The following is a 26,399-nucleotide window of genomic DNA, read 5'->3' as shown; positions in this document are numbered from 1 at the left end:
GTGCGTATATTAGGCATGCCATGAAAACAAAATCCATTCTTTACAGCTTTATTTGCCTTTCTGTTTTGGCAAGCTGTACTTCTAAACCTATCCAAAATAGCCATCAGAGCCCACAAGAAAAGAATTTAACCAAGATGGTTTGGATTAAAGGTGGCGAATTTGCCATGGGTACCAGCGATCCTAGTTTTGCAGATGCGCAACCCATCCATCGGGTAAAGGTAAATGGCTTTTGGATGGATGAGCACGAAGTAACCAATGCCGAATTTGAACGTTTTGTAAAGGCTACTGGTTATCAAACCGTTGCCGAGCGTACGTTAGACCCCAAAGATTTTCCCGGTGTAGACCCTAAGGCATTGGTGCCAGGCTCGGCCGTATTTACGCCACCCGACCATGCCGTGCCACTCGATCAGCCCCTGGCCTGGTGGACCTATGTTGCAGGGGCCAATTGGCAGCATCCTTTTGGACCAGAAAGCCAAAACAAGGCTAATGAACCTGTGGTCCATGTGAGCTATACCGATGCCGAAGCTTATGCCAAATGGGCGGGTAAGCGTTTGCCTACCGAAGCCGAATGGGAGTATGCGGCAAGGGCAGGTCAAACAGGACAAAAATATTATTGGGGCAATGAGCTAAAACCGGGAGGCAAATGGGTAGCCAATATTTTTCAGGGCGAATTTCCTCAAAAAAATAGCTTGGAAGATGGATTTAAAGGTATAGCACCTGTAAAATCTTTCCCGCCAAATGCCTTTGGTTTGTACGATATGGATGGCAATGTATGGGAGTGGTGCAGCGATTTTTATAGGCCTGATTATTATGCCCAAAGTCCATCTGTTAATCCGAAAGGGCCTGCCGATAGCTATGATCCCGACGAGCCTGGAACGGTGAAAAGGGTGCAGCGTGGCGGTTCTTTCCTTTGCAGCGATCAGTATTGCATTCGTTATCGGGCTGGTAGCCGTGGCAAAGGCGAAATTAACAGCGGTTCAAATAATTTGGGGTTTAGGTGCGTGAGCGATAAAGCGCCTTAAATGCCTTAATGGTTTATTTTTACCACCTGAGGCACCTTAGTGAACCTTAGCCAATGGTTGTGGATTATAAAGCTGTTAATTGAAAACTGTGCACTGAAAACCGACTAAATGCCTTAATGGTTTGTTTTACCGCCTAAGACACCTTAGAGAACTTTAGCCAATAGTTGTGAATTAAAACTGAAAACTGTTAACAGAAACTCACTAAATGCCTTAATGGTTTATTTTTACCACCTAAGACGCCTTAGAAAACCTTAGTCAATGGTTGTGGATTAAAACTGCTAATTGCTAACCGAAAACTGTGAACTGAAAACCGCTTACTGTTCAACGTTGCTAGGTATCAACAATATAGCAAGGTTGTTGATAAGAAAATTTGCGTGGCACTATAAATTATGCAACTTTAGCACTTCAAATCAAGAATAAGATGGAAGATTTAAATGCATTGAGCCAAGTTGCCGAATTTCATAAAACCTTTAAGCATCCCATTTTGGAGCAGGCCACCATTCCTGCCAAGGAAAGATGCCAGTTAAGGATAGACCTTATTGCCGAAGAACTCAAAGAACTGCAAGATGCGGTAAATGAAGGTAATATGGTGGAAGTTGCCGATGCACTTTGCGATTTGCAGTATGTATTGGCGGGTGCAGTGTTGGAATTTGGCTTAGGTGACCGGTTTAAAACGCTTTTTGACGAAGTGCACCGCTCTAACATGAGCAAAGCCTGCCACACCGTAGAAGAAGCCAACCAAACCATCGCCCACTACAAAAACAACAGCAATGTAGATGCTTATTATAAGGAAATCGATTCTAAATTCCTGGTTTATCGCGATGGCGACCATAAAACCCTGAAATCTATCAATTATTCGCCGGCCGATTTAAAAGGCTTGCTTAAATAACCTACCTATTATGATAAAAATTAGTAACTATAACGAATTTGAAGCCTATTTGGGGCAGGAGCTGGGTGTTTCTGGCTGGCATACCATTGATCAGGAGCAAATCAATAAATTTGCCGATGCCACGTTAGACCATCAGTGGATCCACATCGACACCGAAAAGGCCGCTACAGAAAGTCCTTTCAAAGCAACGATCGCCCATGGCTACCTCACGCTTTCGCTGGTTCCCTTTTTGTGGAAACAGATTGCCGAAATCCACAACCTTAAAATGGAAATCAATTATGGCATCGAAAGCCTCAAATTTGGCCAGGCTGTAGTGGTTGATAGCCAAGTGCGTTTAAGGGCCAAGTTAAAAACGATAGCCAACCTGAGGGGGATTACCAAGGTGAGTATCGAAATTACCTTAGAAATTAAAGACCAGGCCAAACCCGCATTTACCGGCGATGTATTGTTCCTGTACCATTTTACGGCTTAAGCCAAAATTCATTGCTAAAGATATCATGCCGGACTTGAGCCGGCATTTTTTTTGGCTTGTTTTGTTATTCGTTATTCGCCACTTCGGTTTTCGTTCTTATAAACGTATTGCCAGAAAGCTGGTTATCAAAAGGAGCCACGTTCTGCATCACTGGAGCAACAGATAAATCGGAAATCTTTTCATCAGGGAACGGCTAATTTGTAAAGTGGAGGCTGAATTGCTTCGACTACTGATAAATATTAATTAATTGTTAATATATTTAAGCTCCTAAAATAGAAATCAAACCACAACTTTTTACCAAGTAATAAAGATTTTAATAAGCGCAACTCGGTGTATTGGCTGACATGTTAAAAAGACTATTTCAACTTTCCGTTTTATGTATGCTGGTATTTGGCTTTGGGCAATTGTATGCGCAAAAAACCATTGTCATCAATGATACCGTTCCCGAACATATTTTCAAATCCGACGAAATAGTTTGCCTTGAAGACGCCAGCAATAAGCTAACCTTTGGCGAAATCAGCAGTTCGGTCTTTCACAATCGCTTTCAGAAAAACATCAATTATTATCCCAAAAACTATAACCGTTCGTCAAGCTATTGGTACCGGGTGAAGGTAAATTTTACCAAAGACCTGAACCGTGCCACTGTCATTGAGTTTTTCGATCAGATTACCGACCATATCGAGGCTTATATGCCCGACGATAACGGCATTTACAGGCAGAGCAAGACCGGTGCCGACCTCAACTTTACCGATCGGCTTTACAAGCACAAGAATTTCGAATTTCTGGTCAATAGCACCAAAAAAGGAGAGTACTACTATTATTTCAAGGTCAAATCGAAAGACCAGGTCAACGTAATCATTGTTTTCAGAACCGTAGAGCGTTTTATCCAGTATGGCTTAACCGAATATTTTACCTACGGCTTTTTTTACGGCATGATCGTTATTTTCAGTTTCCATAACCTGTTAATGTTCATTGCCGTAAAGCGAAGACAGTATCTGTTTTATATATTGTATATCTTAAGTGTGGGCTTGTACGAAATGTCGACCGATGGTATTGCTTTTCAGTACCTGTGGCCAAAACATCCGGTATGGAACGAATATGCCTATGGCGTGGCGCTGTATTTCATCAGTTCTTTTGGCCTTATTTTTACCAAGGAGCTGTTGCACGTCAAGGTAAAGGCGCCAAGGCTAAACCAGCTCATCAATGTATTGCTTATTGCCCGACTGGCATTTTTCCTGCTTTGCCTTTTCTATAACAACGACTGGTTCAAGTATAAGTTTTTGGAGTTTATTCCGCTTTCTGTAGGTTTCTATACCGGTATTTACATCTGGTGGAAAAAGCAGTACAGGCCGGCCCGTTTCTTTGTGTTGGGTTATTTTTTCTTGTTTTTGGGCTTTGTGATCAAAGTGATCCACATTTTAGGTTGGGCGCGCCATATTCCGGGGGCTTTGGGCTATTACAGCCTCACGTTTGGCTTTTTGCTCGAAATGGTGCTGCTCTCTTTTGCCATTGGCGATCAGGTGCGTTTGCTTAAGAAGAAAAAGGAAAATGCCCGCAAGCAGATCATCAAACAGATGCAGGTGAATGCCGACTTGAAAGACAGCATTAACCGAGAGCTTGAAGTTAAGGTGGCCGAACGGACCAGGGAAGTACAGCAGCAAGCCGAAGAACTATTGCAGCAAAACATCACCATCGAACACCAGAATGAAGAGCTGCTTTCTAAAAATACCTTGCTAGAGCAGCAGGCCGAAGAAATATCGAGGATGAATATCCTTTTAGAAAAAGACAACATTACCTTAAAAACCAACATCGAAAAGGTAACCGATGCCCGTGTAAATGCTACCGAACTCGATTTCGATGAGTTTAGCCAAAAATATCCCGACCGCGATTCCTGCTACAAGTTTTTGGCCGACATGAAATGGGAGCACGGTTATAAGTGCATCAAATGTGGCAACAGCAGCTACTGTAATGGCAAAGTGCCTTTCAACAGGCGCTGCACCAAGTGCGCCTATGAAGAGTCGGTGTTGCACCAAACTATTTTCGAAAACAACCGTATACCCATCAATAAGGCGTTTTATCTGGTGTATCTCATGTACAACCACAAAGGGGCCATTTCTTCACATAAGCTTTCCGAAAAGCTTGGCATTAGACAAAGCACCTGCTGGACCTATGCTGCCAAGGTTAAAAAGGTGATGGAAGAGCGCAAAAAAGACCTGAAAGGTGTAGGTAAATCTGGCTGGAGCAAACTCGTGCTCGATAAGCAAGCCTAGCTTATTGTCAATTTTACACCAAGTATCTCAACTGTTAATAACTTTAAGTTAATTTTTTTGCATTTTTTTTAATGCGGACAAAGCGTATTGTTCTTGTTTTTTGCAATCGGCGTATTGTGCAAAAAATCAGTCGATTAGCTTTTTTACGGCTTGCGCTTAAAGTGTATCAAAATTTATGTAACTAATTATATATCAGATATTTATGGTTATTTTTTGCTTGCATTTGTAAAGGCTATTGCTCTATATTTACTCAACCAAATTTTTTGGAGCTAATCAACAAACCAAATTTTAACTGTATGAGTAAAATTCTATCCAAAAGAATTTTGCAGAAAATTTCAATAACACTGCTCTGGTGTTTATTTCTGCAAACAAATGCATCTGCTGTTTCCAGCACGATCGAATCAGGCAAACTATGGGGGCTCAAAACCAAGTCTCGTGTTGACGTCACGGGCACGGTAAAAGACGCCAGTGGAGTAGCCATGCCAGGTGTAGGTGTAAAGGTTAAGGGTACACAGCTTTCGGTAGTTACCGATGCCGATGGCCGTTTTGTATTGAAAACAGACAACCCGAATGCCGTACTTGTATTTACCAGCATCGGCTATAAAACCAAGGAAGTAGAATTGGCTGGAAGAACCAATATTACGGTAAGCTTGGAGGAAGAAGATGCCAAAGGCCTTTCTGAGGTCGTAGTAATCGGTTATGGAACCGCCAACAGAAAAGACGTTACCGGTGCCATTTCGAGTGTGAAGGCTACACAACTGGAAAATGAAAATCCGCAAAGCGTGGCCGACATTTTAAAAGGCAATATTGCGGGGTTAAGCGTAAGTTTGAACACGAGTGCCAAAGGTGGTGGCGATTTATTGGTTCGTGGCAAATCTACCTTAACGGCAAGCAGTTCGCCCTTAATTGTATTAGATGGCATTATCTACAACGGTCAGCTGGCAGATATCAACCCCAACGATATCGAAACGGTCGACGTACTGAAAGATGCCAGTTCCTTGGCGGTTTATGGAGCCAAGGCCGCAACTGGCGTAGTGGCCATCACCACTAAAAAAGGCAAGGGCTCAAAACCAAGCATTAACTTCAATACCAATGTAGGTTTTGCCGAATTGGCGCAGAACATGAGGCCCTACACCGGCCAAGGCTTTTTAGACTGGAGAGCCGACGTGATGCGAAGCGGTGCCACAACGCCTGCTTATTTATACAACGATCCTAGAAGTTTGCCTGCAGGCGTAACCATGACCCAATGGCTAAACGGACAAACCACTAGCGATCCGGTCGACCTTTGGTTAAACAGACTGGGTCTGGTTGCCAACGAAAAAGCCAATTACCTGGCTGGTAAAACCGTTGATTGGTACGACGAAATTTTCAGGACAGGCTTTCGCCAAGACCACACCATCAGCATGAGTGGCAGCAAGGAAGAAATCAGCTATTATATGTCATTAGGTTACCAAAAAAACCAGAACCTGATTGAAAATGGCGAGTACAGCACGGTAAGAACACGTCTGAATTTAGAAAGCCAAGTGGCCAAGTTCTTAACGGTTGGTGCCAATGTGCAGTATGCCGATAGGGATGAAGGCGCTATTGAGGCCGACTGGAGCCAGCTGATCAATCTTTCTCCTTATGGCGATATGTACAATCCCGATGGCAGTTTGCGCCGTATTCCTACAGACGATACCGGTTTAAATGCCAGAAACCCATTTTTGGACATGACTTACAACAGCCGTATGAACAAGCAAAATACCTTGTTTGCCAGTTTGTTTGGCAAGGTAAATCTTCCGTTTGGCATTACGTATCAGTTAAACTTCAGCCCTGGTATTGATATGTACCGTACATTCAACCATGCTTCTTCGCAAAATCCCAATGTGTTAACACCTGGAGGCTCGGCAACCCGAGCCCAAGAAACGCGTTACAATTGGCAGGTAGATAACCTGTTGAAATGGAACAAAACCTTTGCTAAAATCCACAGTTTTGATGTAACCCTCTTGGCCAATGCCGAGAAATATCAAACCTGGTGGACACAGGCAGGCAACCAGGGTTTTACCCCGAGCGACGTATTGGGCTATCACAACATTGGCGCCGGAACTACGCCAACGGTAAGCAGCGAAGATAAAGTATATACCGGCAATGCCTTGATGGCCAGGTTAAACTATAGCTTGATGAACCGCTATAACTTGACCTTATCGCTTAGAAGAGATGGCTACTCGGTGTTTGGCGTGAATTTTAAAAAGGCAACTTTCCCGGCCGCGGCAGTGGCTTGGACCTTTACCGAAGAATCGTTCATGAAAAACATCAACTGGTTAAATTATGGTAAGCTGCGTCTTTCTTATGGTATCAATGGTAACCGCGATTTGCGCAATATCGATAATGGTACCGTCGATCCTTATGCAGCATTGGCCATTTTAGCCGGTGATAAATACATTTCGACGAATGGCAGTGGGGTAGCGGCTTCTACCAATACCGTGGCTAACGGTACGCGCATGGCTAACTCAAACCTCAAATGGGAAGAAACCAAGGCCTTTAACGTTGGTTTGGATTTCTCTGTTTTAAAAGACAGGATCAGTGGTTCGATTGATTTGTACGATAAAACCACCAGCAACCTGTTGGTGAGGCAAAACGTTCCGGATGTAACGGGCTATGGCTATGTGTATTCGAACTTGGCCAAGATCAAAAACCATGGTATGGACATCAGTCTGAACAGCAGGAACATGAATACCGAAAACTTTAAATGGAATACCAGCTTTACCATGTCTTTTTCGAGAAACAAAATCGAACAATTGGCTTTCCCTGCCGATGATATTGGAAACGGTTGGTTTATCGGAAGAGATATCAACGTAGTTTGGGATTACAAAATCTTGGGTGTATGGCAGGAAAACGAAATGGCCGAAGCTGCCAAATACACCAAGGCGGCCATTAAGCCAGGCGATTTCAAATTGCAGGACGTAGACGGAAACTATGTGTACGACAATAACGACAAGCAGTTTTTTGGCTACACTACGCCGCGTTACATTTTTGCGATGCGCAATGAGTTCAACATCTTCAAGAACTTCGATGTGTCGTTCCAATTGCTGTCAAACTGGGGCCAGCTGAAACAATACAACACGGCGAAAAACCAGCCGGGTTCGGTAGGCTTTGCCCGTCAGAACTCTTATGTTGTGCCTTACTGGACACCAAGCAATCCGCTTAACGATTATGCACGCTTAAACTCAGGCACCAGTGGTACCAGCTTTAACGTATACCGGGACAACTCTTTTATCAGGCTAAACTCGGTGGCCTTAGCTTACAGTTTACCAAAAGACTTGTTGGGCAAAATCAGGGTGAAAAGTGCCAAAATCTATGCTAACGTAAATAACGCAGCTGTATGGACGAAAGATTGGAACTTCTGGGATCCGGAAAACAACGGCCCAACCCCACGTTATTACACTTTAGGTTTAAATGTTTCCTTATAATAGTTGAAAGAGATGAAAAAAATACATCAAAAAATAACCGCGATTTGTTTAACAACCTTGTTGTTGGCAGGCGTGGGCTGTAAAAAAACTTACCTCGATTCAGATTTGCTGTCTTCTTTCTCGCCATCCAGCCTAAATACGGCCGATGCCATGAAATCGGCTTTGAATGGCGTTGCACTAATGGTAAGAAGAGAATATTTCGGAGATTCGGCTCCAATGTTAACCGAATCCATTTTCTCGGAGGTGGCGGTAGAAGGTACAACCGATAAAAGTACGCCTGCACAAGACTTGGTAAGCCGTATCACACCCGATGCCAACTTAAACAGCGACGATTTTAATAAAATTGGCTGGTATTGGACCAACTATTACATTGGCGTTAGACAGGCCAATACCGTAATTACCAATATCGACGTGCCCAAATATGCCTCCGAAGCAGAAAGAAATGCCATTTTGGGTTCGGCTTACTTCTACAGAGCCTATTTCTATTACCGCTTGGTTCACCAATTTGGTGATGTGCCTTTGTTGTTAAAGGATTTGGATGCACCTCGTACCGATTTTTATTCTACCAAAAGGGAAGTAATCCTGGGCAAGATGAAATCGGACCTCGAATTTGCCCAAACCTGGGTAACCGACAATGTAAATCGTGGCGAGGTAACCAAAGGTGCGGTAAGCCATTTGCTTACCAAGGTAAACCTGGCCTTGGGTAAATTTGACGATGCCATTGCTTCGGCCAATAACGTAATTAACGGTGGCAAATATGCCTTAATGACGACTCGTTTTGGCAGCACCGCAACCGATGTTGCTAAAAACGTGGTTTGGGATTTGCATCGCATGGACAACAAAGCCTTGACTACCAACAAAGAAGCCCTGTTCTTGGTGTTAGATAGAGATGTTTTTCAAGGTCAGGGGGCTACTGCCTTGGGTTCGCAGCTGATGCGTAACACCGTACCGGCTTGGCATTTTGCCAACGTAAAAACACCTTCGGGTGCAACGGCAATGGTGGATGCGGCAACTGCCGAAATTCCCTTGACCAGGATGTACGGCCGTGGTATTGGCAGGTACAGAGGTACGCCTTACAGTACCCAATACATTTGGAACGACAATACCGATTATCGCCACGCCAAAGGCATGTGGATGGATATGACCGACCTGGTTTACAATAATCCGGCGCTAAAAACATCATCAAATCCTGCCGATAAGGCCTTGTATGGTCAGCCACTGCAACCTTACAATGCTTCAAACGTGGCGCAACGTTTCCAAAATGGGGCGCTAGATACCATTCGCCACTGGTTTGGCTGGCCACATTATAAAGTATTTATCAACTCTACCAATGCCTTAGCGGTTGATCCGTATTGGAACCCGCCTCGTGGTACCAACACCGACTGGTACGTATTCCGTTTGGCCGAAACCTATTTGTTGCGCGCCGAAGCCTACTATTGGAAAGGCGATTTGAACCTGGCTATGCAAGATATCAATGTGGTAAGGAGCCGAGCCAATGCCCAATTGCTAACCGATGCCAGCAAAGTAACCATTGGTACCATTTTAGACGAGCGTGCCCGGGAATTATACTGGGAAGAGCCCCGCAAAACCGAGCTTACCCGTATTGCCTACATTTTTGCACAAACCGGAAAACCGGCTTACAATGGCAAAACCTACAGCCTAAGCAATTTCTCTGACGATAACTTTTTTTACGACCGCATCATCGAGAAAAACGATTTTTACAGAAACCATGTACCAACCCTGCAAGGCGTGAAGTTTAGCATAGCACCTTACCACGTTTTATGGCCGGTACCTATTTCGGCACAGAACTTCAATACCGAAGGTCGCATTAACCAAAACAAAGGTTACAGTGGCTACGAGAAGAACGTTCCGGCCAAAGATAAGATTGAATAATATTTTAGCCGTTCCTTCCGTACATTTAATGAGCAGTAAAAGAGCAGTCGATAGACTTGCTCTTTTTTTATGTCTTTTAATGAACAACCAGTTTGCAGTCGACCATTACTTTCTGGTAGTTTTTGATGCTTATTTCCTTATCGATGAGTTTGAGGAGCAGACTAATGGCATTTTCGCCAACAGATTCGGGATTTTCTTCTAGCGAAGCAATAGGCGGAAGATCTAAATAACTGATAAAGGAATTATTGCCAAAGCCAATACATTCTATTTGCTTAACTTGCGGATGATCGATGCTTCTCAGGTACTTAATGGCATCGAAAAGAATCAGCTCTTTAAAGGCTACCAAGGCAGTAGGGGCCTGATTGCCATCGGCAAATAGTTTCTGGATGGCGGCGATGGTGTTTTCTTTATCAAAATCGGTATAGGCTACCAGATTGGCGTCAAAAGGAATGTTGTTGTCTTTCAGTGCGTTAATGTAGCCATTAAAGCGGTCGTGGGTAAAGCTGATCATTTTTGGTCCACCCAAATAAGCAATTTTGCGATGTCCTCTTTTAATCAACAGGTCGGTAGCCTCATAACAGCCTTTAAACGTATTGCCTAATACCTTGTGGCAGTTGAGGTTGAAACTTGGGTTGCGTGTATAGTACACAATGGGTATGCCGAGGCTTTCGAATTGGTTAAAATGCGAAAAATCCTGCGTGTTTTTTGAAATGGCTACAATCAGGCCATCAACCCGGCTTTTCAAAAGCATATCGGCCGATTGTATTTCTTCTTCCAGCTCATCGTTCGTTTGCCTGATGATGATGTGATAGCCATTTTGGGTAGCAAACTGCTCAATGCCATAAATGCTGCGCGTAAAAAAATGGTCGAGCAGGTTGGGCAATATCACGCCAATAACCCTCGATTTTTTTTCCTTTAGGTTAATAGCCGATTTATTGGGCATGTAGTGCAGCTCCCGGGCCATGTCCTGCACATGCTTTTTGGTATGTTCGTTAATGGTGGGGTAATTGTTGAGCGCCTTCGATACTGTAGATACTGACATTTTCAGTTTTTCTGCAAGTAGCTTTAAGGTAATAGGGGTGTTACTCATCGTCTTTTCCGGTCTGCAGCACATAGTTAAGCAAAATCTGTAAGAATTTCAAACGTTTGAAATGCGTTTTTGGTTCGCATTGTTGGTTTTTCACCCCAAAACCCAGCATGCCTTTCTGTATGTTTTCCTAATTTGATCGATAGTGATAAACCCAAAAATAAACTTGAATGGTATGAACAGCAATCTAATTTTGAAACTAACATCCAAAACTCCCATAAAAGCTAAAAAACGCTTTTTTGAATACAATAGACTGGTATTTTAAGGTAAGAGATTGTAAAAAGTTTAAGAAAGCGTTATGCGGATAAAGCGTATTGTTCTAATTTTTTACATTTATTTTAAACTACAGCTATTCAGTTAGTTACAGGATATTAAGCTTGCGCTTAAAGCGTATCAAAATTTACATAACTTATTATATATCAATTAATTATGGTTTTTATTTGTTTGCAAGTTTAAACTATATTAATCTATATTTACGGCACAGAAAATTATTCTGGCTAATTAACCAACCAACCAAATTATAACTGTATGAGGAAAATTCTACTCAAAAGAATTTTGCAACAAATTTCAATAACACTGCTCTGGTGTTTTTTGTTGCAAACCAATGCTTTTGCAAATGCCTTGCATCGCATAACCACCAACAAACATTTAACCGTAGGCAAACGAAGTGATGAAGTGAGCGGTCGCGTGACCGATTTGGCCGACAAACCCTTGGTTGATGTAGCGGTTCGCCTGAAGGGCAAGCCCAATACCACGGTGTTTAGCGATCTTGATGGCAGGTACCTGATCAACGCCGATAAAGGAGATATCCTGGTTTTTAGCGTTGCCGGTTTTGTTACCCAAGAAATTGCATTTACTGGGCAAAAGCAGCTCAACCTGAAAATGGCCACAGACAATTCGCCATCAGACAGCTTTAATGTGCTTTATACCAAGCAAAAGAAAGCCACCAATGTAGAAGCGGTTGCCGAGTTGCGTACCAGCGATTTGACCAAAACCATTTCATCGCCCATTAACGGTACGTTTACAGGCCGATTGGCTGGTTTAACGACCTATCAGTCGACCGGCGAACCAGGAAACGATGGGGTTTCCCTTAACCTGAGAGGCCAAACGCCATTGGTGATTTTAGATGGCATTCCGCAGTCTTTTACCTCGATCAATCCAGAACAAATCGAATCCGTTACCATTTTGAAGGATGCTTTGGCCACGGCGATGATGGGAATCAGGGGCTCGAATGGGGTAGTGCTGATCACCACCAAGAAAGGTTCGGAAGGCCCTCAGCGCATCGGTTTTAAAGCTATGTATGGTATTTCAAAGCCAACGCAATTGCCAAGAACTTTGGATGCCTTTAATTACGCTACCTTATTTAACGAGGCCCTAGCCAACGATGGCAAGCCTTTGGCCTATACACAAGCCGATTTGAATGCTTATAGCGATGGCACCGACCCAATTTATCACCCCAACGTTAATTGGCAAGACCAGATCTTGAGAAACGAAACCCCATATAGCAGGTACAACGTCGATATTTCGGGTGGTAAGCAGGCTGCCAAGTATTTTGTAAGCTTGGATTATTTAGATCAGCAAGGTTTGTTTAAGCAGTCGAGTGAAAATATCAACGGTACCAATTCAGATTACAAGCGTTATGTTTTTCGCTCAAATGTGCAGTTAGACCTGAGCAAATACATTACCACGAACCTGAATTTGTTCGGGCGCTTGCAAACCGGTAACGAACCTGGCGTAGGCACAGGCGCTTTGTGGAACAGCATTATCCAGACACCTGCCAATGCCTATCCGGTATTCAACTCGAACGGAACCTTGGGCGCCAGTCAGGATTTTCAGCAGAATAACGTGTATGGCCAAAGCCTGCGTTCGGGCTATCAAGTAGGCTATACCAGAGATTTCAGGGTTGATTTAGGTGTTAAAGCCGATTTGCAAAAATTAACACCAGGTCTTTACTTCAAGGCTACCGGTGCCATTAACACCTATTTGGATCAAACCACGATTAGAAGCAAGCCTTTGGTAACCTTTCAGCAAAGTACCGATGTATTGGGCAATGTTATTTATACCCAATATGGTACACCTGGTCAACAGTCTAACAACTTGACCACCAATACCCAGAACCGTGTATTTTATTTGCAGGGCGAGTTTGGCTACACCAAAAGCTTTGGTAAGCACAACCTCAACGCCTTATTGTTGGCCAGTAACGATTATCGTATGGCCGGTGCCGATCTGGGCTATAACGTGAATGGCGTTTCGGGAAAGGCAGCTTATAACTACGACGAAAAATACCTGGCCGAAATAGCTTTTGCCTACAACGGTGTTAAAGAAAGATATCCTTCAGGCAATGGTTATGGCCTTTTCCCAGCTATTGGCTTAGGTTGGGTAATGAGCAATGAAGACTTTATGAAAGACCAAAAATGGATCAACAGTTTAAAATTGAGAACCAGTTTTGGCCGTACGGGCAACTTCAATGCCAACGATTACTACAGCTACAAACAGTTTTACAACAGCGGTACAGGCTATAACTTCGGACAAAATACAGGCGGTACGGTTTCAGGTATAGAACAAGGAACTTTGGCCAACCTTAATTTAACCTTCGAAAAAGCAAGGAAGTTTAATGCGGGCTTGGATGCTTCGGTATTTGGCAATCGTTTAAGCTTGACTGCAGACTATTATAACAACGAATTTTATGATTTGTTGCAGGTAATTGGTCACAATACCTCCATTACGGGTGCGCCTTATGGCCAACGCAATATGGGCAAGCAACGTTATTCGGGCGTAGAATTGCAGCTAACCTTTAAAGACAAAGTAGGCGAGTTCAACTATTTTGTTTCGCCGATGTTCTCTACGGTAAAAAGCAAGGTGCTTTACCAAGACGAGCCAACCCGTCAATATGCCTATCAGGTGCGTACCGGATTGCCAGTTGGCCAATCTTTTGGCTACGTAGCCAGCGGTTTGTTCCAGTCGACAGCCGAAATCAACAGCAGTGCAAAACCGGCTAATTTGGCTATTGTACCAGGCGATATCAAGTATGTTGACCAAAACGGCGATCATGTAATCGACGAAAACGACCAGGTAGCGATTGGCAGGGGAAAAGCCGCCTTAAATTTTGGCTTAAACCTGGGTGCCAGCTGGAAAGGTTTCGATTTCTCGGCCTTGTTGCAAGGCGTGGCCAACAACGATATTTTCTTAAGGGGAAATTCATATTGGGCATTTCAGGGTACAAGAGGTCAAGCTTACGAACATAATTTAGATCGTTGGACTCCAGCTACTGCGGCCACCGCAACTTATCCAAGGTTAAGCGTGGGCACCAATCCAAACAATGAGCTCAATTCTTCGTATTGGTTGCGCAACGGCGATTTCTTACGTCTAAAAAGTGTAGAGATTGGCTATAACTTCCCGGTTTCGCTGGTGAAAAAAGCGAAAATGTCGGGTGCAAGATTATTCGTAAACGGAACCAATTTGTTTACCATCACTGGTTTAAAAAACCTCGATCCAGAAGATTATTTCAACAGCTATCCGATCCAGAAGATGTTGGTGGCAGGTATCAGTGTTAAATTCTAAACTTATGAACATGAAGAAATTATTGATCGCAGCCTTAACCGTAATTTCATTGGTGGGTTGCAGCAAAATAGAAGACGGACCGCTGGAAAGGATTACCGAAAATTATGCTTTCGATCCGACCGATAAAAACGGATTTTATGCCGAGCAGTTCTTAAACAATATCTATTCCATCTTGCCTAATGGCTATAACCGAATTGGCGGCGACTTATTGGATGCCGCAACAGACGATGCCATGCCATCGCAAATAGGGGGCAGTATCGAGCGCTTTACCACCTCATCGCTAAGTGCATTGACCAATCCAGACGATGCTTGGGCCAAAAACTATGCGGGTATCAGGAAAGTGAATATTTTCTTGGCCAACATCGATGTGGTTCCCGTACCGGCAAAAATTCCTTTCTGGAAAGCCGAAGCTCGCTTTTTACGCGCCATGTTCTATTTCGAACTGGTGAAGCGTTATGGTGGCGTACCTTTGGTAGGCGATGTGGTATTAGATGCAGAAACGCCAGAGAACTTTAAACGCAACTCATTCGAAGCCTGTATCAACTACATCGTTTCAGAATGCGATGCCATTAAAAATGCGGTAAGGCCAGATCCATTGGCAGCCGGCGATTATGGCCGTATCTCGAATGGTGTGGTATTGGCACTTAAGGCCAGAACCTTGCTCTATGCCGCCAGTCCTTTGTACAATGGTGGCAATATTGGTGGCTCTGCCGAGCAAAAATTGTATCAAGGCTATGCCTCTTTTGACAACGAGCGTTGGAACAAAGCCGCACAAGCCGCTTTAGACCTGATTACTCCTGCAAAGTTCAAACTTGAGGCTACCTACAACAACGTATTTATTGTTAGGAAAAACGATGAAGTTATTTTAGGCTATTTAAGAAACAACAGCAGCGATTTAGAAACCAACAATGGCCCAATAGGCTATGCCTTGGCCAGTGCCAATGGCCGTACTAGTCCAACGCAGGATTTGGTTGATGCTTTTGGCACCATTAAAGGTTTGCCAATTGCAACTGATGTCAAATCGCCAACCAATGCTACAGGCTATGATGCCGCTAACCCTTATGTCAACCGCGATCCGCGCCTGGCCAGCACCGTGCTGTACAATGGCGTGGCTTGGTTAAGCAGGCCTTTGCAGACTTACGAAGGCGGTTTAGACAAACCGAACAAAAATACCACCCAAACCAAAACCAGTTACTATTTACGTAAGCATTTGGGCAATTTCGCTACGGCCACGCTTTACAATGCCCAGCCTCACAATTTCCCTATTTTCCGCTATGCCGAGGTGATGCTGAATTATGCCGAAGCGCAAAATGAATACCTGGCCTCGCCTGATGCCAGTGTATACAAAGTATTGCAGGATATCAGAAAAAGAGCCGGAATTACCGCGGGCACTACACCAGGCTATTTGTATGGCTTAAAGAGTTCGGGCATGACCCAAGCCGAAATGCGTGAAGCCATCCGTAATGAGCGCCGTATTGAAATGGCTTTTGAAGAACAACGTTTTTGGGATTTGAGAAGATGGAAAATTGCCGAAACAGCATTGAATACAAATTTAAATGGAATGATCATCACAAGAGATCCGGCAACTTCGGCTTTAACTTATCAGAAAGCAGTGGTAGGCAAGATCACTTTTGCTAATCCGAAGATGTATTTCTATCCAATTCCTTACAGCGAGCTCACCAAAAACACGAACCTAATTCAGAATACGGGTTGGTAATTAATTCCATTTAAAATGAAAAGATATTTATTAACGATATACTTACTCTTGCTCTGTGGCTTTTCTTGGGCCCAGCAGCAAGCCGTTACCGGTACGGTAAAGGATAATGTAGAAACCCTGATTGGGGTGTCCGTTTACGAGAAAGACCTGCCTTCTAACGGCACGCAGACCGACGAAAACGGAAAATTTAAACTCAATTTAAAAACGGCCAGCAAAATTCTGGTTTTCAAATACGTAGGCTATTTAACCAAAGAAGTAGCCGTAGGTACCCAAAGCAATATTACGGTTACCCTGGCTACCGATGCCAAGGGCTTGGAAGAAGTAGTGGTAGTGGCTTTTGGTACCCAAAAGAAAATTACCAATACCGGTTCAACCAGTTCAATTTCTGGGGATGACATCAGGCAAACGCCATCGGCCAGTTTACAAAACACCCTGATTGGCCGTGTACCGGGCATCACTACACAACAACGTTCTGGTCAGCCGGGAAGCGATGGCGCCGCTTTGTTGATCCGTGGTTTAAGTACCACCAACGGTAACGGTGCACCCCTGATTATTGTAGACGATTTGGAATACTACGGCAGCATTTCCGAAATCGACCCCGATCAGATCGAAACCTTTACCATCTTAAAAGATGCCGCAACTACGGCCGTTTACGGTATCAAAGGGGCCAATGGGGTAGTGGTTATTACCACCAAACGCGGCAAAGAGGGCAAGGCACAAATTACGGTAAGAACCGAAAACAGTATCCAAACGCCGACGTATATGCCAGAGTATTTGGATTCGTACCGTTCGGCCTTATTGGTGAACCAAGCTTTGACCAACGACGGACAGCCAGCCAGATACACCCAAACTGATTTGGATTTGTTTCAAAACGGTCAGGATCCTTATGGCCACCCCAATGTAAACTGGACCGACGAATTGTTGAGGAAATACAGTGTACAGTCGAGAAACAACATCAACATCCAAGGCGGTATAGAAAAGGCCAAGTATTATTTGTCGGCCGGCTATCTGTATCAAAACGGCTTGATTAAAGACTTTTCGGGTCCATCGGGCATGAACAGCAACTATTACTACAAGCGCTACAATTTCAGGTCGAATTTGGATTTGCAACCGACTAAAACCACTACTTTGAGCTTAGACCTTTCGGGTACTTTTAACGAAAGAAACAGCCCGACAAACGGTGGTAGAAATACGCGTAACAATATCTTTTTCGAGTTGAGCGATGCCAACCAGTTGCCACCCTATGCTTATGCCATTTACAATCCAGATGGTTCTTATGGCATCAACAGTAGCTATACCAACAACAACGTAGTGGGTCGTTTAACTTATTATGGTTACAACAGGCAGTTTACCAATGATATTACCGCAAATTTCAGGGCTACCCAGAAGCTTGATTTTGTAACCAAAGGCTTATCGGCCAAAGGTGTAGTGGGTTTTAACGGCACTTATGGCTTCAGCAGAAACCTGACCAGGGGTACAGCCAACGATTTTCCTTCTTACAACTATAATCCTGCAAACGGAGCCTATACCATTTACAACACCAACTTTTACAGAATTGGACTGCCAACCTTGGCTTATTCGAACAATGCGAGCTACAAACGCTTAAACTGGCAGGGTTCATTGAACTACGACCGTACCTTCGGCAGCCACCATGCTTATGCGCTTGCCTTGTACAATCAGCAAAACAACGTCAGCAATGCCGAAGAGCCAAGAGGCTTTAAGGGCTTTACCTTCAGGGCGGGCTACGATTACAAAATGCGTTATCTCATCGAATTTAACGCGGGCTACAACGGCTCTAGTTCGTTTATCTCCGATAGGCAATATGCTTTCTTCCCGGCAGTATCGTTGGGCTGGAACGTAGCTGAAGAACCTTTCTTCAAAAACAATATCAAATTCATCGATTTGTTTAAAATCAGAGGTTCGTTTGGTAGAACCGGAAACGACGACATCGGCAACTTCGCTTATTCGTATATTCCAACTTACGTAAACGACGGAAGCTATTCGATTGGCGAAAATCATACCGGCATAACCGGGATTAGGGAAGGTGCTTTGGCCCAATATCCAACTTGGGAAAAAGAGGAGCAGGCCAATATCGGGGTCGATATCAACATGTTCAAAGGCAAGTTGAAAATCGTGGCCGATTGGTTCGATCGCTATCGCTATGATATCCTCACTTCAAGAACGCTGTCTAACATTTCTGGTATTTCCAACTTGCCACCTTCCAATATCAACAGGGTAAGCAATAGAGGTTTGGAGGCACAGATAACCTATTTGGGTCGCATCAACAAGTTGGAATTCAACATCAGTGGCAATATTTCGGTGGCCAAGAACAAAATCTTGTTTATGGACGAACCAAAGCCAGCTTACGATTATCAGGCTTTAACCGGCAAGCCCATGGGCAGTATTTTGGGCTATCATTTCTTGGGCTACTATACCCAGGCCGAGATTGACGATCCATCTGTACCTAAACCAACCGTGGGCACCACCAGAGCCGGCGACTTGAAATACCAAGACACCAATGGTGATGGCATTGTAAATGTTGACGATAGGATTGTGTTAAAATATCCAAACCTGCCTAATACCATTATGGGTTTAACCTTGGGCTTCAGCTATAAAAACTTCAGCTTTACGGTAACTGCACAAAGCGCCTTGAATTTTGCCAGAAGATCGGCGGCCGAGGCCATCAGACCGGGACTGAACAACTTTAGGGAAATTCACGAACAGGCATGGACACCGGAAAACAGCGTCAATCCGAGCTTCCCACGTTTGAGCTTGGCTGGTACCAACCTGAACGATCCTGCAGCCAATCCGTCTGATTACTGGTTCAAAGCCAGCGATTACTTAAGGATCAAAACCGCCGAGTTTGGGTATTCGTTCCCTAAAACCTGGATGAGTAAAATCGGCTTGCAAGGTGCAAGGGTCTATGTAAACGGCTACAACCTGTTTACCTGGTCGCTTAAAGAGAAAAACATCTACAACACCGATCCAGAGAACACTTCTGGAACCGATGGTGCCGGTTTTTACCCGCAAACCAAAGTATACAATTTAGGACTACAAGTTTCATTTTAATGAATATGAAAAAGATAATTATAGGCGTATTGATGGTCGTGGTAGGAACCATGATCTATTCATGCAAAAAAACAAGTATTCTCGATCCGCAGCTGAATAGCGACCTGAACGAAGAAACCACTTTTGCGGATAGTGCCAAAACCAGCAACTTCTTGTTTGGTATCTATTCTGATATCTTCTTCGATTTCAGTTCGAGGTATTACAATTCGCCAAATGGCAGTAGCATTACCGCAGGTACCGCAGAAGCCTGCGATGAGGGCAACCACCGTTTATTTGGTGTAACCCAGCCTTTCGTGGTCATTTACAGTGGCAGTTTGGCTTCGGTGGTTTCGAGCGGAACCAACCAAAACCCTTACATCGTGGCTTACAATAAGCCTTATGCCAACATCAGAAGGGTCAATATTTTCTTGTCGAATGTAGACAAATCGCCTTTTTCGGCAGCCATGAAAAAGCAGACCAAGGCCGAAGCACGCTTTTTAAGAGCTTGGTACTACTCCATTTTGATCAAGCATTTTGGAGGCGTGGCGCTTATTGGCGATAGGCTGTTTGGACCAAATGATATTGTTGACAATCCGCGTAATTCTTACGAAGAATGCGTGAATTACATCGTTTCCGAACTCGATGCCATTACCAACGATTTGCCGGCCAATTACAATGCCCAAAACTATGGCAGGATTACCAGTATTTCTTGCAAGGCCTTAAAATCGAGGGTTTTATTGTTTGCAGCCAGCCCTTTGTTTAACGGAGGCAATATTGGCAAGAACGAAGCCCAAAGAAAAGTGGTAGGCTATGCCGCTTACGATGCCAATCGTTGGGTGAAGGCAGCTACAGCGGCCAAAGAAGCTCTAGATGCGGCAACTGCCGGAGGCTATGGGCTTTATGAAGACAACTCGACCCCAGGCTTGGGCTTTGGCAAGGTGTTTACCATGCGTAAAAACCCTGAATTCTTGCTCAATGGTATGGCTGCCGGTTCAAAAACCTTAGAGGGCGCTTTGTTGCCGGTATCGAGAGGCGTAACCACACCACAGGCCATGCCATCGCAGAATTTGGTGGATGCTTTTGGAACCATCAATGGCAAACCGATTACCACCGATATCAAATCGCCAACTAATCCAACCGGCTACGATGCCGCCAACCCTTATGTCAACCGCGATCCGCGTTTGGGCTATACCGTAATCTGGAACCAAATGCTGTGGTTCAATAACGCCACAGGCAACAAGCAACCGGTAAGCACCTACATCAATACCCAAGATGGCTGGTCTACCAAATCGGGCGAAGCCGGCTTAACTTATGCCACAGGCTATTACTGGCGCAAAATGATGGACGATGGTACGGCCAATAACGGCGGCCCAACCCTGCAACGCGTTTGGGGTTTGATCCGTTACGCCGAAGTGATGCTGAACTATGCCGAAGCCAGCAACGAAGCGGGCAACATTACCCCGGCTTACGACCAGTTGAAGCTGTTGAGAAAAAGAGCGGGAATTTTGGCTGGAACCGATGGTTTGTATGGTCTTAAAGCCAGCATGAGCCAAGCCGAAATGCGCGAAGTGATCCAAAACGAACGTCAGGTAGAGTTGGCCTACGAAGGCATGCGTTTCTTCGATGTACGCCGTTGGAAATTGGCTATGGATAAATTCAATTTCACCATGATGGGTATGCAGATTACCAAAACAGGTTCTACCTATACCTATGCAAAGGTGCCGATTACCAACAATCCGCTTCGCGTTTTTAAAGAAGCCAACTATTTCTTTCCGCTAGATCAAACTGAATTAAACAGGGTTCCGGCTCTGATACAAAACCCAGGTTATTAATACCCATAAGCGTTCTGGCTTAGCAGTAGGCCAGAACGCTTTTTATATTTATTTGCGATAATGCGTCAATCTACCCGTTCGAGAATTTACTGTTTAGTACTCCTCCTAGCTAGTTGCTTTACTGTTTTTGCCCAAGCCCAATCCAGCAAAAAAGAAACCAGACAATACATTAACCTTAATGCCAATTGGTCGTTCGCCAAAGATCCTGGCCGACAAGCCACAGCGGGCAATTGGGGCAACCTGAAATGGGCAACCGTAAACGTGCCCCATACCTGGAATGCCTTTGATGTAATGGACGATGAACCGGGCTATTATCGTGGTATAGGTTGGTATAAGAAAAAACTGAGCTTCAAACCCGAATGGAAAAACAAAAAGTTGGCCCTTTATTTTGAAGGCGCCAATCAAGAAACCGCCGTTTACCTCAACGGCAAAAAAATAGGTAGCCATATAGGCGGCTATACTGCTTTTACGGTTCCTTTAACCAACCTCAAATTTAATGGTACCGACGAAATTGCCGTAAAGGTAGATAATGCCTACAACGAAAGCATTGCCCCTTTAACCGCCGATTTTACCTTTTTTGGTGGTTTGTACCGTAAGGTGTCGCTTTTAGTTGCCGATGCCGTACATTTTCAGGACGATCAATACGCTACAAAAGGCGTTTATATACATGCCAACAAGGTATCGGCCAGCGGTGCCGAGGTCATCATTAATGGCAACCTCAGTAATGCCACCGCCGTTCAAAAGAAATTAAACCTGGTAAGTACTTTGCTCGATGCCAACGGAAAGAAAATCGCAGTTACGCAAACTACCGTAGTCGCCAATGCCAAACAAGACCTTTCCTTTGCTTTGCCTGCCATTTCGGTGAAAAACCCCAATTTGTGGTCGCCAGAAAAACCATACCTCTACAAAGCCATGACCAGCATTGTAGATGCCAAAACCGGTCAGACGATAGACGAGGTAACGACCAACGTAGGCCTCCGATTTTTTAGTTTTGATGCCAACACGGGTTTCTCGCTCAACGGGAAAGCCGTTAAATTAATAGGCGCCAGTCGCCACCAGGATTTTGCAGGGATGGGCAATGCCGTACCATCGAGCTTGCAGGTTAAAGATGTAGAACTGCTCAAAAGCATGGGAGGCAATTTCCTGCGCGTTGCCCATTATCCGCAAGACCAAGCCGTGCTCGATGCCTGCGATCGTTTGGGAATTTTAACTTCGGTCGAGATCCCGATCGTCAATGAAATTACCGAAACCGAAGCCTTTACCCGCAATTGTAAAAATATGCAGGTAGAAATGATCAAACAGAACTACAATCACCCCAGCATCATTATTTGGGCTTACATGAACGAAGTTTTGTTGCGCATGAAATTCAACAACGATCAGCCAAGAAAACAGCAATACCTTGAAAATATCGCCACTTTGGCTCAGCAATTAGAAGACCTTACACGGGCAACCGATCCTACACGCTACACCATGATGTCTAACCACGGCGACGTAAATGGCTATACCAAAGCTGGATTGGTGAAGATCCCGATGATTGTGGGCTGGAACCTGTACCAAGGCTGGTACGGAGGCAAATCGGAGGATTTCGGGCCGAACCTGGATAAAATCCACCAGCAAATACCCGATAAGCCTATCATCATTACCGAATATGGTGCCGATGTAGACCCGCGCATCCATGCTTTTACCCCAATCAGGTTCGACAAGAGCTTGGAATATGGCATGCTGTATCATCAAATCTATATCGGCGCGATCATGAGCAGGTCTTTTGTGGCTGGTGCAGCCGCGTGGAACCTGTCCGATTTCAACTCGGAAACCCGCGACGAAACCATGCCGCACGTTAACAATAAAGGCTTGCTGACCTTAGCTAGACAACCCAAAAACACATATTACCTGTACAAGGCACATTTTAACCAACAGCCTTTCCTTAAAATAGGCGATGGCTCGTGGACCATCAGAGGCGGCGTTGCACCTGCCAACAGCAGCACCTTGACACAGCTTTTGCAGGTCATCAGCAATACCGACAGCGTAACACTTTTTGTAAATGGCAAAAGCTTGGGCACCCAGGCCGTTAAAGACAGGTTGAGCAATTGGGAAGTGCCCTTTAAAAACGGCATTAACGAAATCAGGGCTGTAGCCATGTATCAGGGCAAAAAATTGGAAGACAGAACTTCCATCCGTTTTGTGTTGCAACCCGATGTTTTTGCACAGCAGCATTTGGCTTTTAAAGCCATCAATATCTGCTTGGGTAGCCAACGCCAGTTTATCGATTTCCAGCAAAAAGAAATCTGGTTGCCAAGCCAAGCCTATAAACCGGGCTCGTGGGGCAGTATTGGTGGAGAGCCTTTTAAAATCAAGAATAGCGGTCGCCAAGCCTATGGCAGCGACAAAAATATCCGTGGTACCTTTAACGATCCGGTTTACCAAACCCAATTGGTGGGTTTAGACGGCTATCAGCTGGATGTGCCCAAAGGGAAGTACGAAGTGGTGCTGCATTTTGCCGAACTGATGGGCAATGGCATCCAATCGGTATTGCCTTACAATCTAGACAGTCTGATTGAAGCCAGCAAATCGGCCAACAAGGAAGTGCCCGAACAACGTATTTTCGATGTGTATTTAAACGATAAGCTAATTATCAAGAACCTGAATCTAGCCTCGACCTATGGCATAGCCAACAGCGTTCAAAAGAAATTCGAATGTATGGTAGCCGACGACAAGGGCATACGGCTAACCTTTAAAAGCGTAAAAGGAAAACCTGTGCTTAACGCCTTGCAGGTAAAAAGAATTGATTGATTTTTAAGGATAATGCCATCTTTTGGGCCATGCAAAAATAACCGAACATGAAACAATTGCCACAACGTATACTCTCTATCGATGTTTTAAGGGCCATTACCATGTTCCTGATGATTTTTGTGAACGATGTGGCAGGGGTAGACCGTATTCCGAAATGGATTGAGCACACCGCCGCCGATTACGATGGCATGGGTTTTTCAGACCTCATTTTTCCGGCCTTTCTGTTTATCGTAGGTCTTTCGCTACCCTTTGCCATCAAAGCACGCCTCAAAAAAGGCGATTCGTATGTCGCTATTCTTTTTCATATTATGCTTAGGGCGCTGGCTTTAATTGTGATGGGCTTTTTTCACGTGAACATGGAAAACTATAACGGTCATGTAGCGCTGTTAAGCTACCCGGTTTACATGATTATCCTCACTATTGGTTTCTTTCTCATCTGGCTCGATTATCCGGCTAAATTGGCCAAAGGCTGGAAATATGGCCTCATGGCATTCGGTATCGTTGTGGTAGCAGTTATGGCCTATCTGTACAAAGGTGGCAGCAATGAACATCCGAGAGGCATGGAACCTTCATGGTGGGGCATTTTGGGGATTATTGGCTGGGCTTACCTGTTCGCGGCCATGGCTTATGTAATTACTCGGGGCAAATTATGGGTGTTATTGCCGGTATTTATGGCCTTTGCGCTCATCAATATAACCAGCCACATGAACCTGTTGCATGCCGATTTGTGGATGATTGGCGATGCTTCTTCCATTACATTGATGCTGGGTGGCGCTTTGGCCTCAACGCTCTATTCATGGCTGGTCAACCGTAAAAAAAGCGATACGCTCTGGTGGCTTTTTGCCTTGGCCGGAACTGCCTGCATTGCCTTTGGCTTTATCATCAGGCCTTACGCAGGCGGCATTTCCAAAATTTATTCGACTCCGGCTTGGGTATTTAGTTGCATGGGCATCACCTGGCTTATGTTCGAACTGCTTATTTTGGTGGTCGATGTAAAGGACAAAAAGAATTGGTTCAGCTTTATTAAGCCGGCCGGAACCAGTACCTTAACCTGTTATTTGATTCCGTACCTGCTTTATGCCTTGTTCAGCCTTCTCGATTTAAATTACCCTCACTATTTTAATTATGGAACAGGTGGCATGATCAGGTCGTTTTTTGTCGCATTTTTAGTCATCCGTATCGTCGCCTTTTTAGAAAAGAAAGGTATTCGTTTAAAAATTTAACCATGGTAGCCATGATCAACAACAGAATTAACCAGATTTTTTTCCTCTTGATAGGCGTGGTGCTATTTATCGCCATGAAATCTCCAACAAAGAAACAAAAGCCAGTGGTCGTTGGCTATGTAACCGGTTTCAATGGCTTGGTAGATCCGAACCAGATTGCGGCCGAAAAATTGACGCACATCAATTATGCCTTTGTCAATGTAAAAGACAACAAGGCATTTTTGCAGAACCTCAAAACCGATACCTCCAATTTTAATCGCTTGAACACGCTGAAGCTGAAAAATCCCGAACTTAAAATCCTGATTTCGATTGGGGGCTGGTCGTGGAGCGAGAATTTTTCTGATGCCGTATTGACCGATTCGCTCCGCAAAGGCTTTGCCGCAAGCGCTGTCGATATCATCCGCAAGTACAAATTGGATGGGGTAGACATTGATTGGGAATACCCGGGCATGCCAGGCGAAGAAGGCAATGTGTACCGGCCGGAAGACAAACAGAACTTTACCTTGATGTTTGAGGCGATTAGAAAAGAATTGGATGTATTGGAAAAAGAAACTGGCAAAAAGAAGCTCTTAACCACGGCTACCGGTGGCTTTCCATCGTTTCTGAACAATACAGAAATGGGCAAAGCCGCTAAATACCTGGATTACATCAACCTCATGACCTACGATTATTACTCGTGGAAACGGGCAGGCCACCATACCAATCTGTACGATTCGAAAACCTCGCCCGCAGAAAATTCGGCCGATAAAGCCATCAAAGCCTACATGGAGGCTGGGGTGCCGGCTTCCAAAATCGTGATGGGTATTGCCTTTTATGGCCGTAACTTCAAGTTGAGCCCAACGGCACAAAAAGGCCTGGGCGATACCGTTTTAGGCTCGGGCAACAGCTATGGTAGGGGCTATACCTATATGAAAGACAGCCTCATCAACAAAAAAGGCTTTGTGGAGTATAAAGACGAAGATGCCAAAGCGCCTTATCTGTTCAATGCCGAAACCAAACAGTACATCACCTACGATAACGAATGGTCGGTGGCCAACAAATGCGAGTACGTACTCAAAAATAAATTGGGAGGCGTAATGTTTTGGGAATACAACGCAGACCGCAAAAACTACCTATTAGATCAGATTACCAAAAGTTTCAACTAAA

Annotated in this window: 14 protein-coding genes; 13 read left to right on the top strand and 1 reads right to left on the bottom strand. The window is 44.4% G+C overall.

All coding sequences use genetic code 11. The features are described 5' to 3' along the window. Nucleotides 1–20: 20 nt before the first annotated feature. From VRU48_RS05200 to VRU48_RS05175, 6 genes are all read left to right on the top strand, one after another. Nucleotides 21–1,022 carry a formylglycine-generating enzyme family protein gene (locus tag VRU48_RS05200; RefSeq protein WP_330106863.1) on the top strand — a complete coding sequence of 334 codons (1,002 nt, stop codon included), beginning with the start codon at nt 21–23 and terminating at the stop codon, nt 1,020–1,022. A 421-nt stretch (nt 1,023–1,443) separates the two neighbouring features. Continuing rightward, nucleotides 1,444–1,911, top strand: a complete 468-nt coding sequence (locus tag VRU48_RS05195; protein WP_330106862.1) for a nucleoside triphosphate pyrophosphohydrolase family protein — start codon at nt 1,444–1,446, stop codon at nt 1,909–1,911. Nucleotides 1,912–1,921: 10 nt separating this feature from the next. Then, nucleotides 1,922–2,383 (top strand): MaoC family dehydratase, encoded by a 462-nt coding sequence (locus VRU48_RS05190; RefSeq protein ID WP_330106861.1) that lies wholly within the window; start codon nt 1,922–1,924, stop codon nt 2,381–2,383. Nucleotides 2,384–2,763: 380 nt separating this feature from the next. After that, nucleotides 2,764–4,653 carry a 7TM diverse intracellular signaling domain-containing protein gene (locus VRU48_RS05185; protein ID WP_330106860.1) on the top strand — a complete coding sequence of 630 codons (1,890 nt, stop codon included), beginning with the start codon at nt 2,764–2,766 and terminating at the stop codon, nt 4,651–4,653. Nucleotides 4,654–4,949: 296 nt separating this feature from the next. Then, a complete protein-coding gene (locus tag VRU48_RS05180; RefSeq protein ID WP_330106859.1) occupies nt 4,950–8,102 on the top strand; it encodes a SusC/RagA family TonB-linked outer membrane protein in 3,153 nt (1,050 codons plus the stop codon). Between the two features lie 12 nt (nt 8,103–8,114). After that, entirely contained in the window at nt 8,115–9,995 is a 1,881-nt protein-coding gene (locus VRU48_RS05175; RefSeq protein ID WP_330106858.1) for a RagB/SusD family nutrient uptake outer membrane protein, read from the top strand. Nucleotides 9,996–10,071: 76 nt separating this feature from the next. Here VRU48_RS05175 and VRU48_RS05170 read toward each other — a convergent pair whose 3' ends face one another. After that, complete coding sequence (locus VRU48_RS05170; RefSeq protein ID WP_330106857.1) at nt 10,072–11,085, bottom strand: LacI family DNA-binding transcriptional regulator; 1,014 nt, start codon at nt 11,083–11,085, stop codon at nt 10,072–10,074. 525 nt (nt 11,086–11,610) lie between these two features. On the opposite strand from VRU48_RS05170, the gene VRU48_RS05165 reads away from it, so the two are divergent. From VRU48_RS05165 to VRU48_RS05135, 7 genes are read left to right on the top strand one after another with little or no spacing between them, the layout of a single operon-like run. Further along, on the top strand, nt 11,611–14,643 hold the full coding sequence (locus VRU48_RS05165) for a SusC/RagA family TonB-linked outer membrane protein (protein WP_330106856.1): 3,033 nt from the start codon (nt 11,611–11,613) through the stop codon (nt 14,641–14,643). A 10-nt stretch (nt 14,644–14,653) separates the two neighbouring features. Beyond that, a complete protein-coding gene (locus tag VRU48_RS05160; RefSeq protein ID WP_330106855.1) occupies nt 14,654–16,360 on the top strand; it encodes a RagB/SusD family nutrient uptake outer membrane protein in 1,707 nt (568 codons plus the stop codon). Nucleotides 16,361–16,375: 15 nt separating this feature from the next. Further along, complete coding sequence (locus tag VRU48_RS05155; protein WP_330106854.1) at nt 16,376–19,429, top strand: SusC/RagA family TonB-linked outer membrane protein; 3,054 nt, start codon at nt 16,376–16,378, stop codon at nt 19,427–19,429. A gap of 5 nt (nt 19,430–19,434) precedes the next feature. Beyond that, on the top strand, nt 19,435–21,240 hold the full coding sequence (locus VRU48_RS05150) for a RagB/SusD family nutrient uptake outer membrane protein (RefSeq protein WP_330106853.1): 1,806 nt from the start codon (nt 19,435–19,437) through the stop codon (nt 21,238–21,240). A 60-nt stretch (nt 21,241–21,300) separates the two neighbouring features. Further along, the gene (locus tag VRU48_RS05145) at nt 21,301–24,030 is read left to right on the top strand and encodes a glycoside hydrolase family 2 TIM barrel-domain containing protein (protein WP_330106852.1); all 2,730 of its coding nucleotides are present in this window, start codon (nt 21,301–21,303) and stop codon (nt 24,028–24,030) included. A 47-nt stretch (nt 24,031–24,077) separates the two neighbouring features. Beyond that, complete coding sequence (locus VRU48_RS05140) at nt 24,078–25,253, top strand: DUF5009 domain-containing protein (RefSeq protein WP_330106851.1); 1,176 nt, start codon at nt 24,078–24,080, stop codon at nt 25,251–25,253. A gap of 11 nt (nt 25,254–25,264) precedes the next feature. Continuing rightward, nucleotides 25,265–26,398 carry a glycoside hydrolase family 18 protein gene (locus VRU48_RS05135; RefSeq protein WP_330106850.1) on the top strand — a complete coding sequence of 378 codons (1,134 nt, stop codon included), beginning with the start codon at nt 25,265–25,267 and terminating at the stop codon, nt 26,396–26,398. Nucleotide 26,399 lies beyond the last annotated feature (1 nt).

Source organism: Pedobacter albus, from assembly GCF_036324255.1.
Classification (GTDB): Bacteria; Bacteroidota; Bacteroidia; order Sphingobacteriales; family Sphingobacteriaceae; genus Pedobacter; species Pedobacter albus.
This window is presented reverse-complemented; position numbering and strand designations above follow the sequence as displayed.

What these genes read in the sequence shown, in the direction of transcription:
- VRU48_RS05160 (WP_330106855.1), top strand. Translation starts at nt 14,654, where the DNA reads ATGAAGAAATTATTGATCGCAGCCTTAACCGTAATTTCATTGGTGGGT.
- VRU48_RS05135 (WP_330106850.1), top strand. Translation starts at nt 25,265, where the DNA reads ATGATCAACAACAGAATTAACCAGATTTTTTTCCTCTTGATAGGCGTG.
- VRU48_RS05170 (WP_330106857.1), bottom strand. Translation starts at nt 11,085, where the DNA reads ATGAGTAACACCCCTATTACCTTAAAGCTACTTGCAGAAAAACTGAAA.
- VRU48_RS05175 (WP_330106858.1), top strand. Translation starts at nt 8,115, where the DNA reads ATGAAAAAAATACATCAAAAAATAACCGCGATTTGTTTAACAACCTTG.
- VRU48_RS05190 (WP_330106861.1), top strand. Translation starts at nt 1,922, where the DNA reads ATGATAAAAATTAGTAACTATAACGAATTTGAAGCCTATTTGGGGCAG.
- VRU48_RS05200 (WP_330106863.1), top strand. Translation starts at nt 21, where the DNA reads ATGAAAACAAAATCCATTCTTTACAGCTTTATTTGCCTTTCTGTTTTG.
- VRU48_RS05165 (WP_330106856.1), top strand. Translation starts at nt 11,611, where the DNA reads ATGAGGAAAATTCTACTCAAAAGAATTTTGCAACAAATTTCAATAACA.
- VRU48_RS05145 (WP_330106852.1), top strand. Translation starts at nt 21,301, where the DNA reads ATGCGTCAATCTACCCGTTCGAGAATTTACTGTTTAGTACTCCTCCTA.
- VRU48_RS05180 (WP_330106859.1), top strand. Translation starts at nt 4,950, where the DNA reads ATGAGTAAAATTCTATCCAAAAGAATTTTGCAGAAAATTTCAATAACA.
- VRU48_RS05150 (WP_330106853.1), top strand. Translation starts at nt 19,435, where the DNA reads ATGAAAAAGATAATTATAGGCGTATTGATGGTCGTGGTAGGAACCATG.
- VRU48_RS05155 (WP_330106854.1), top strand. Translation starts at nt 16,376, where the DNA reads ATGAAAAGATATTTATTAACGATATACTTACTCTTGCTCTGTGGCTTT.
- VRU48_RS05140 (WP_330106851.1), top strand. Translation starts at nt 24,078, where the DNA reads ATGAAACAATTGCCACAACGTATACTCTCTATCGATGTTTTAAGGGCC.
- VRU48_RS05185 (WP_330106860.1), top strand. Translation starts at nt 2,764, where the DNA reads ATGCTGGTATTTGGCTTTGGGCAATTGTATGCGCAAAAAACCATTGTC.
- VRU48_RS05195 (WP_330106862.1), top strand. Translation starts at nt 1,444, where the DNA reads ATGGAAGATTTAAATGCATTGAGCCAAGTTGCCGAATTTCATAAAACC.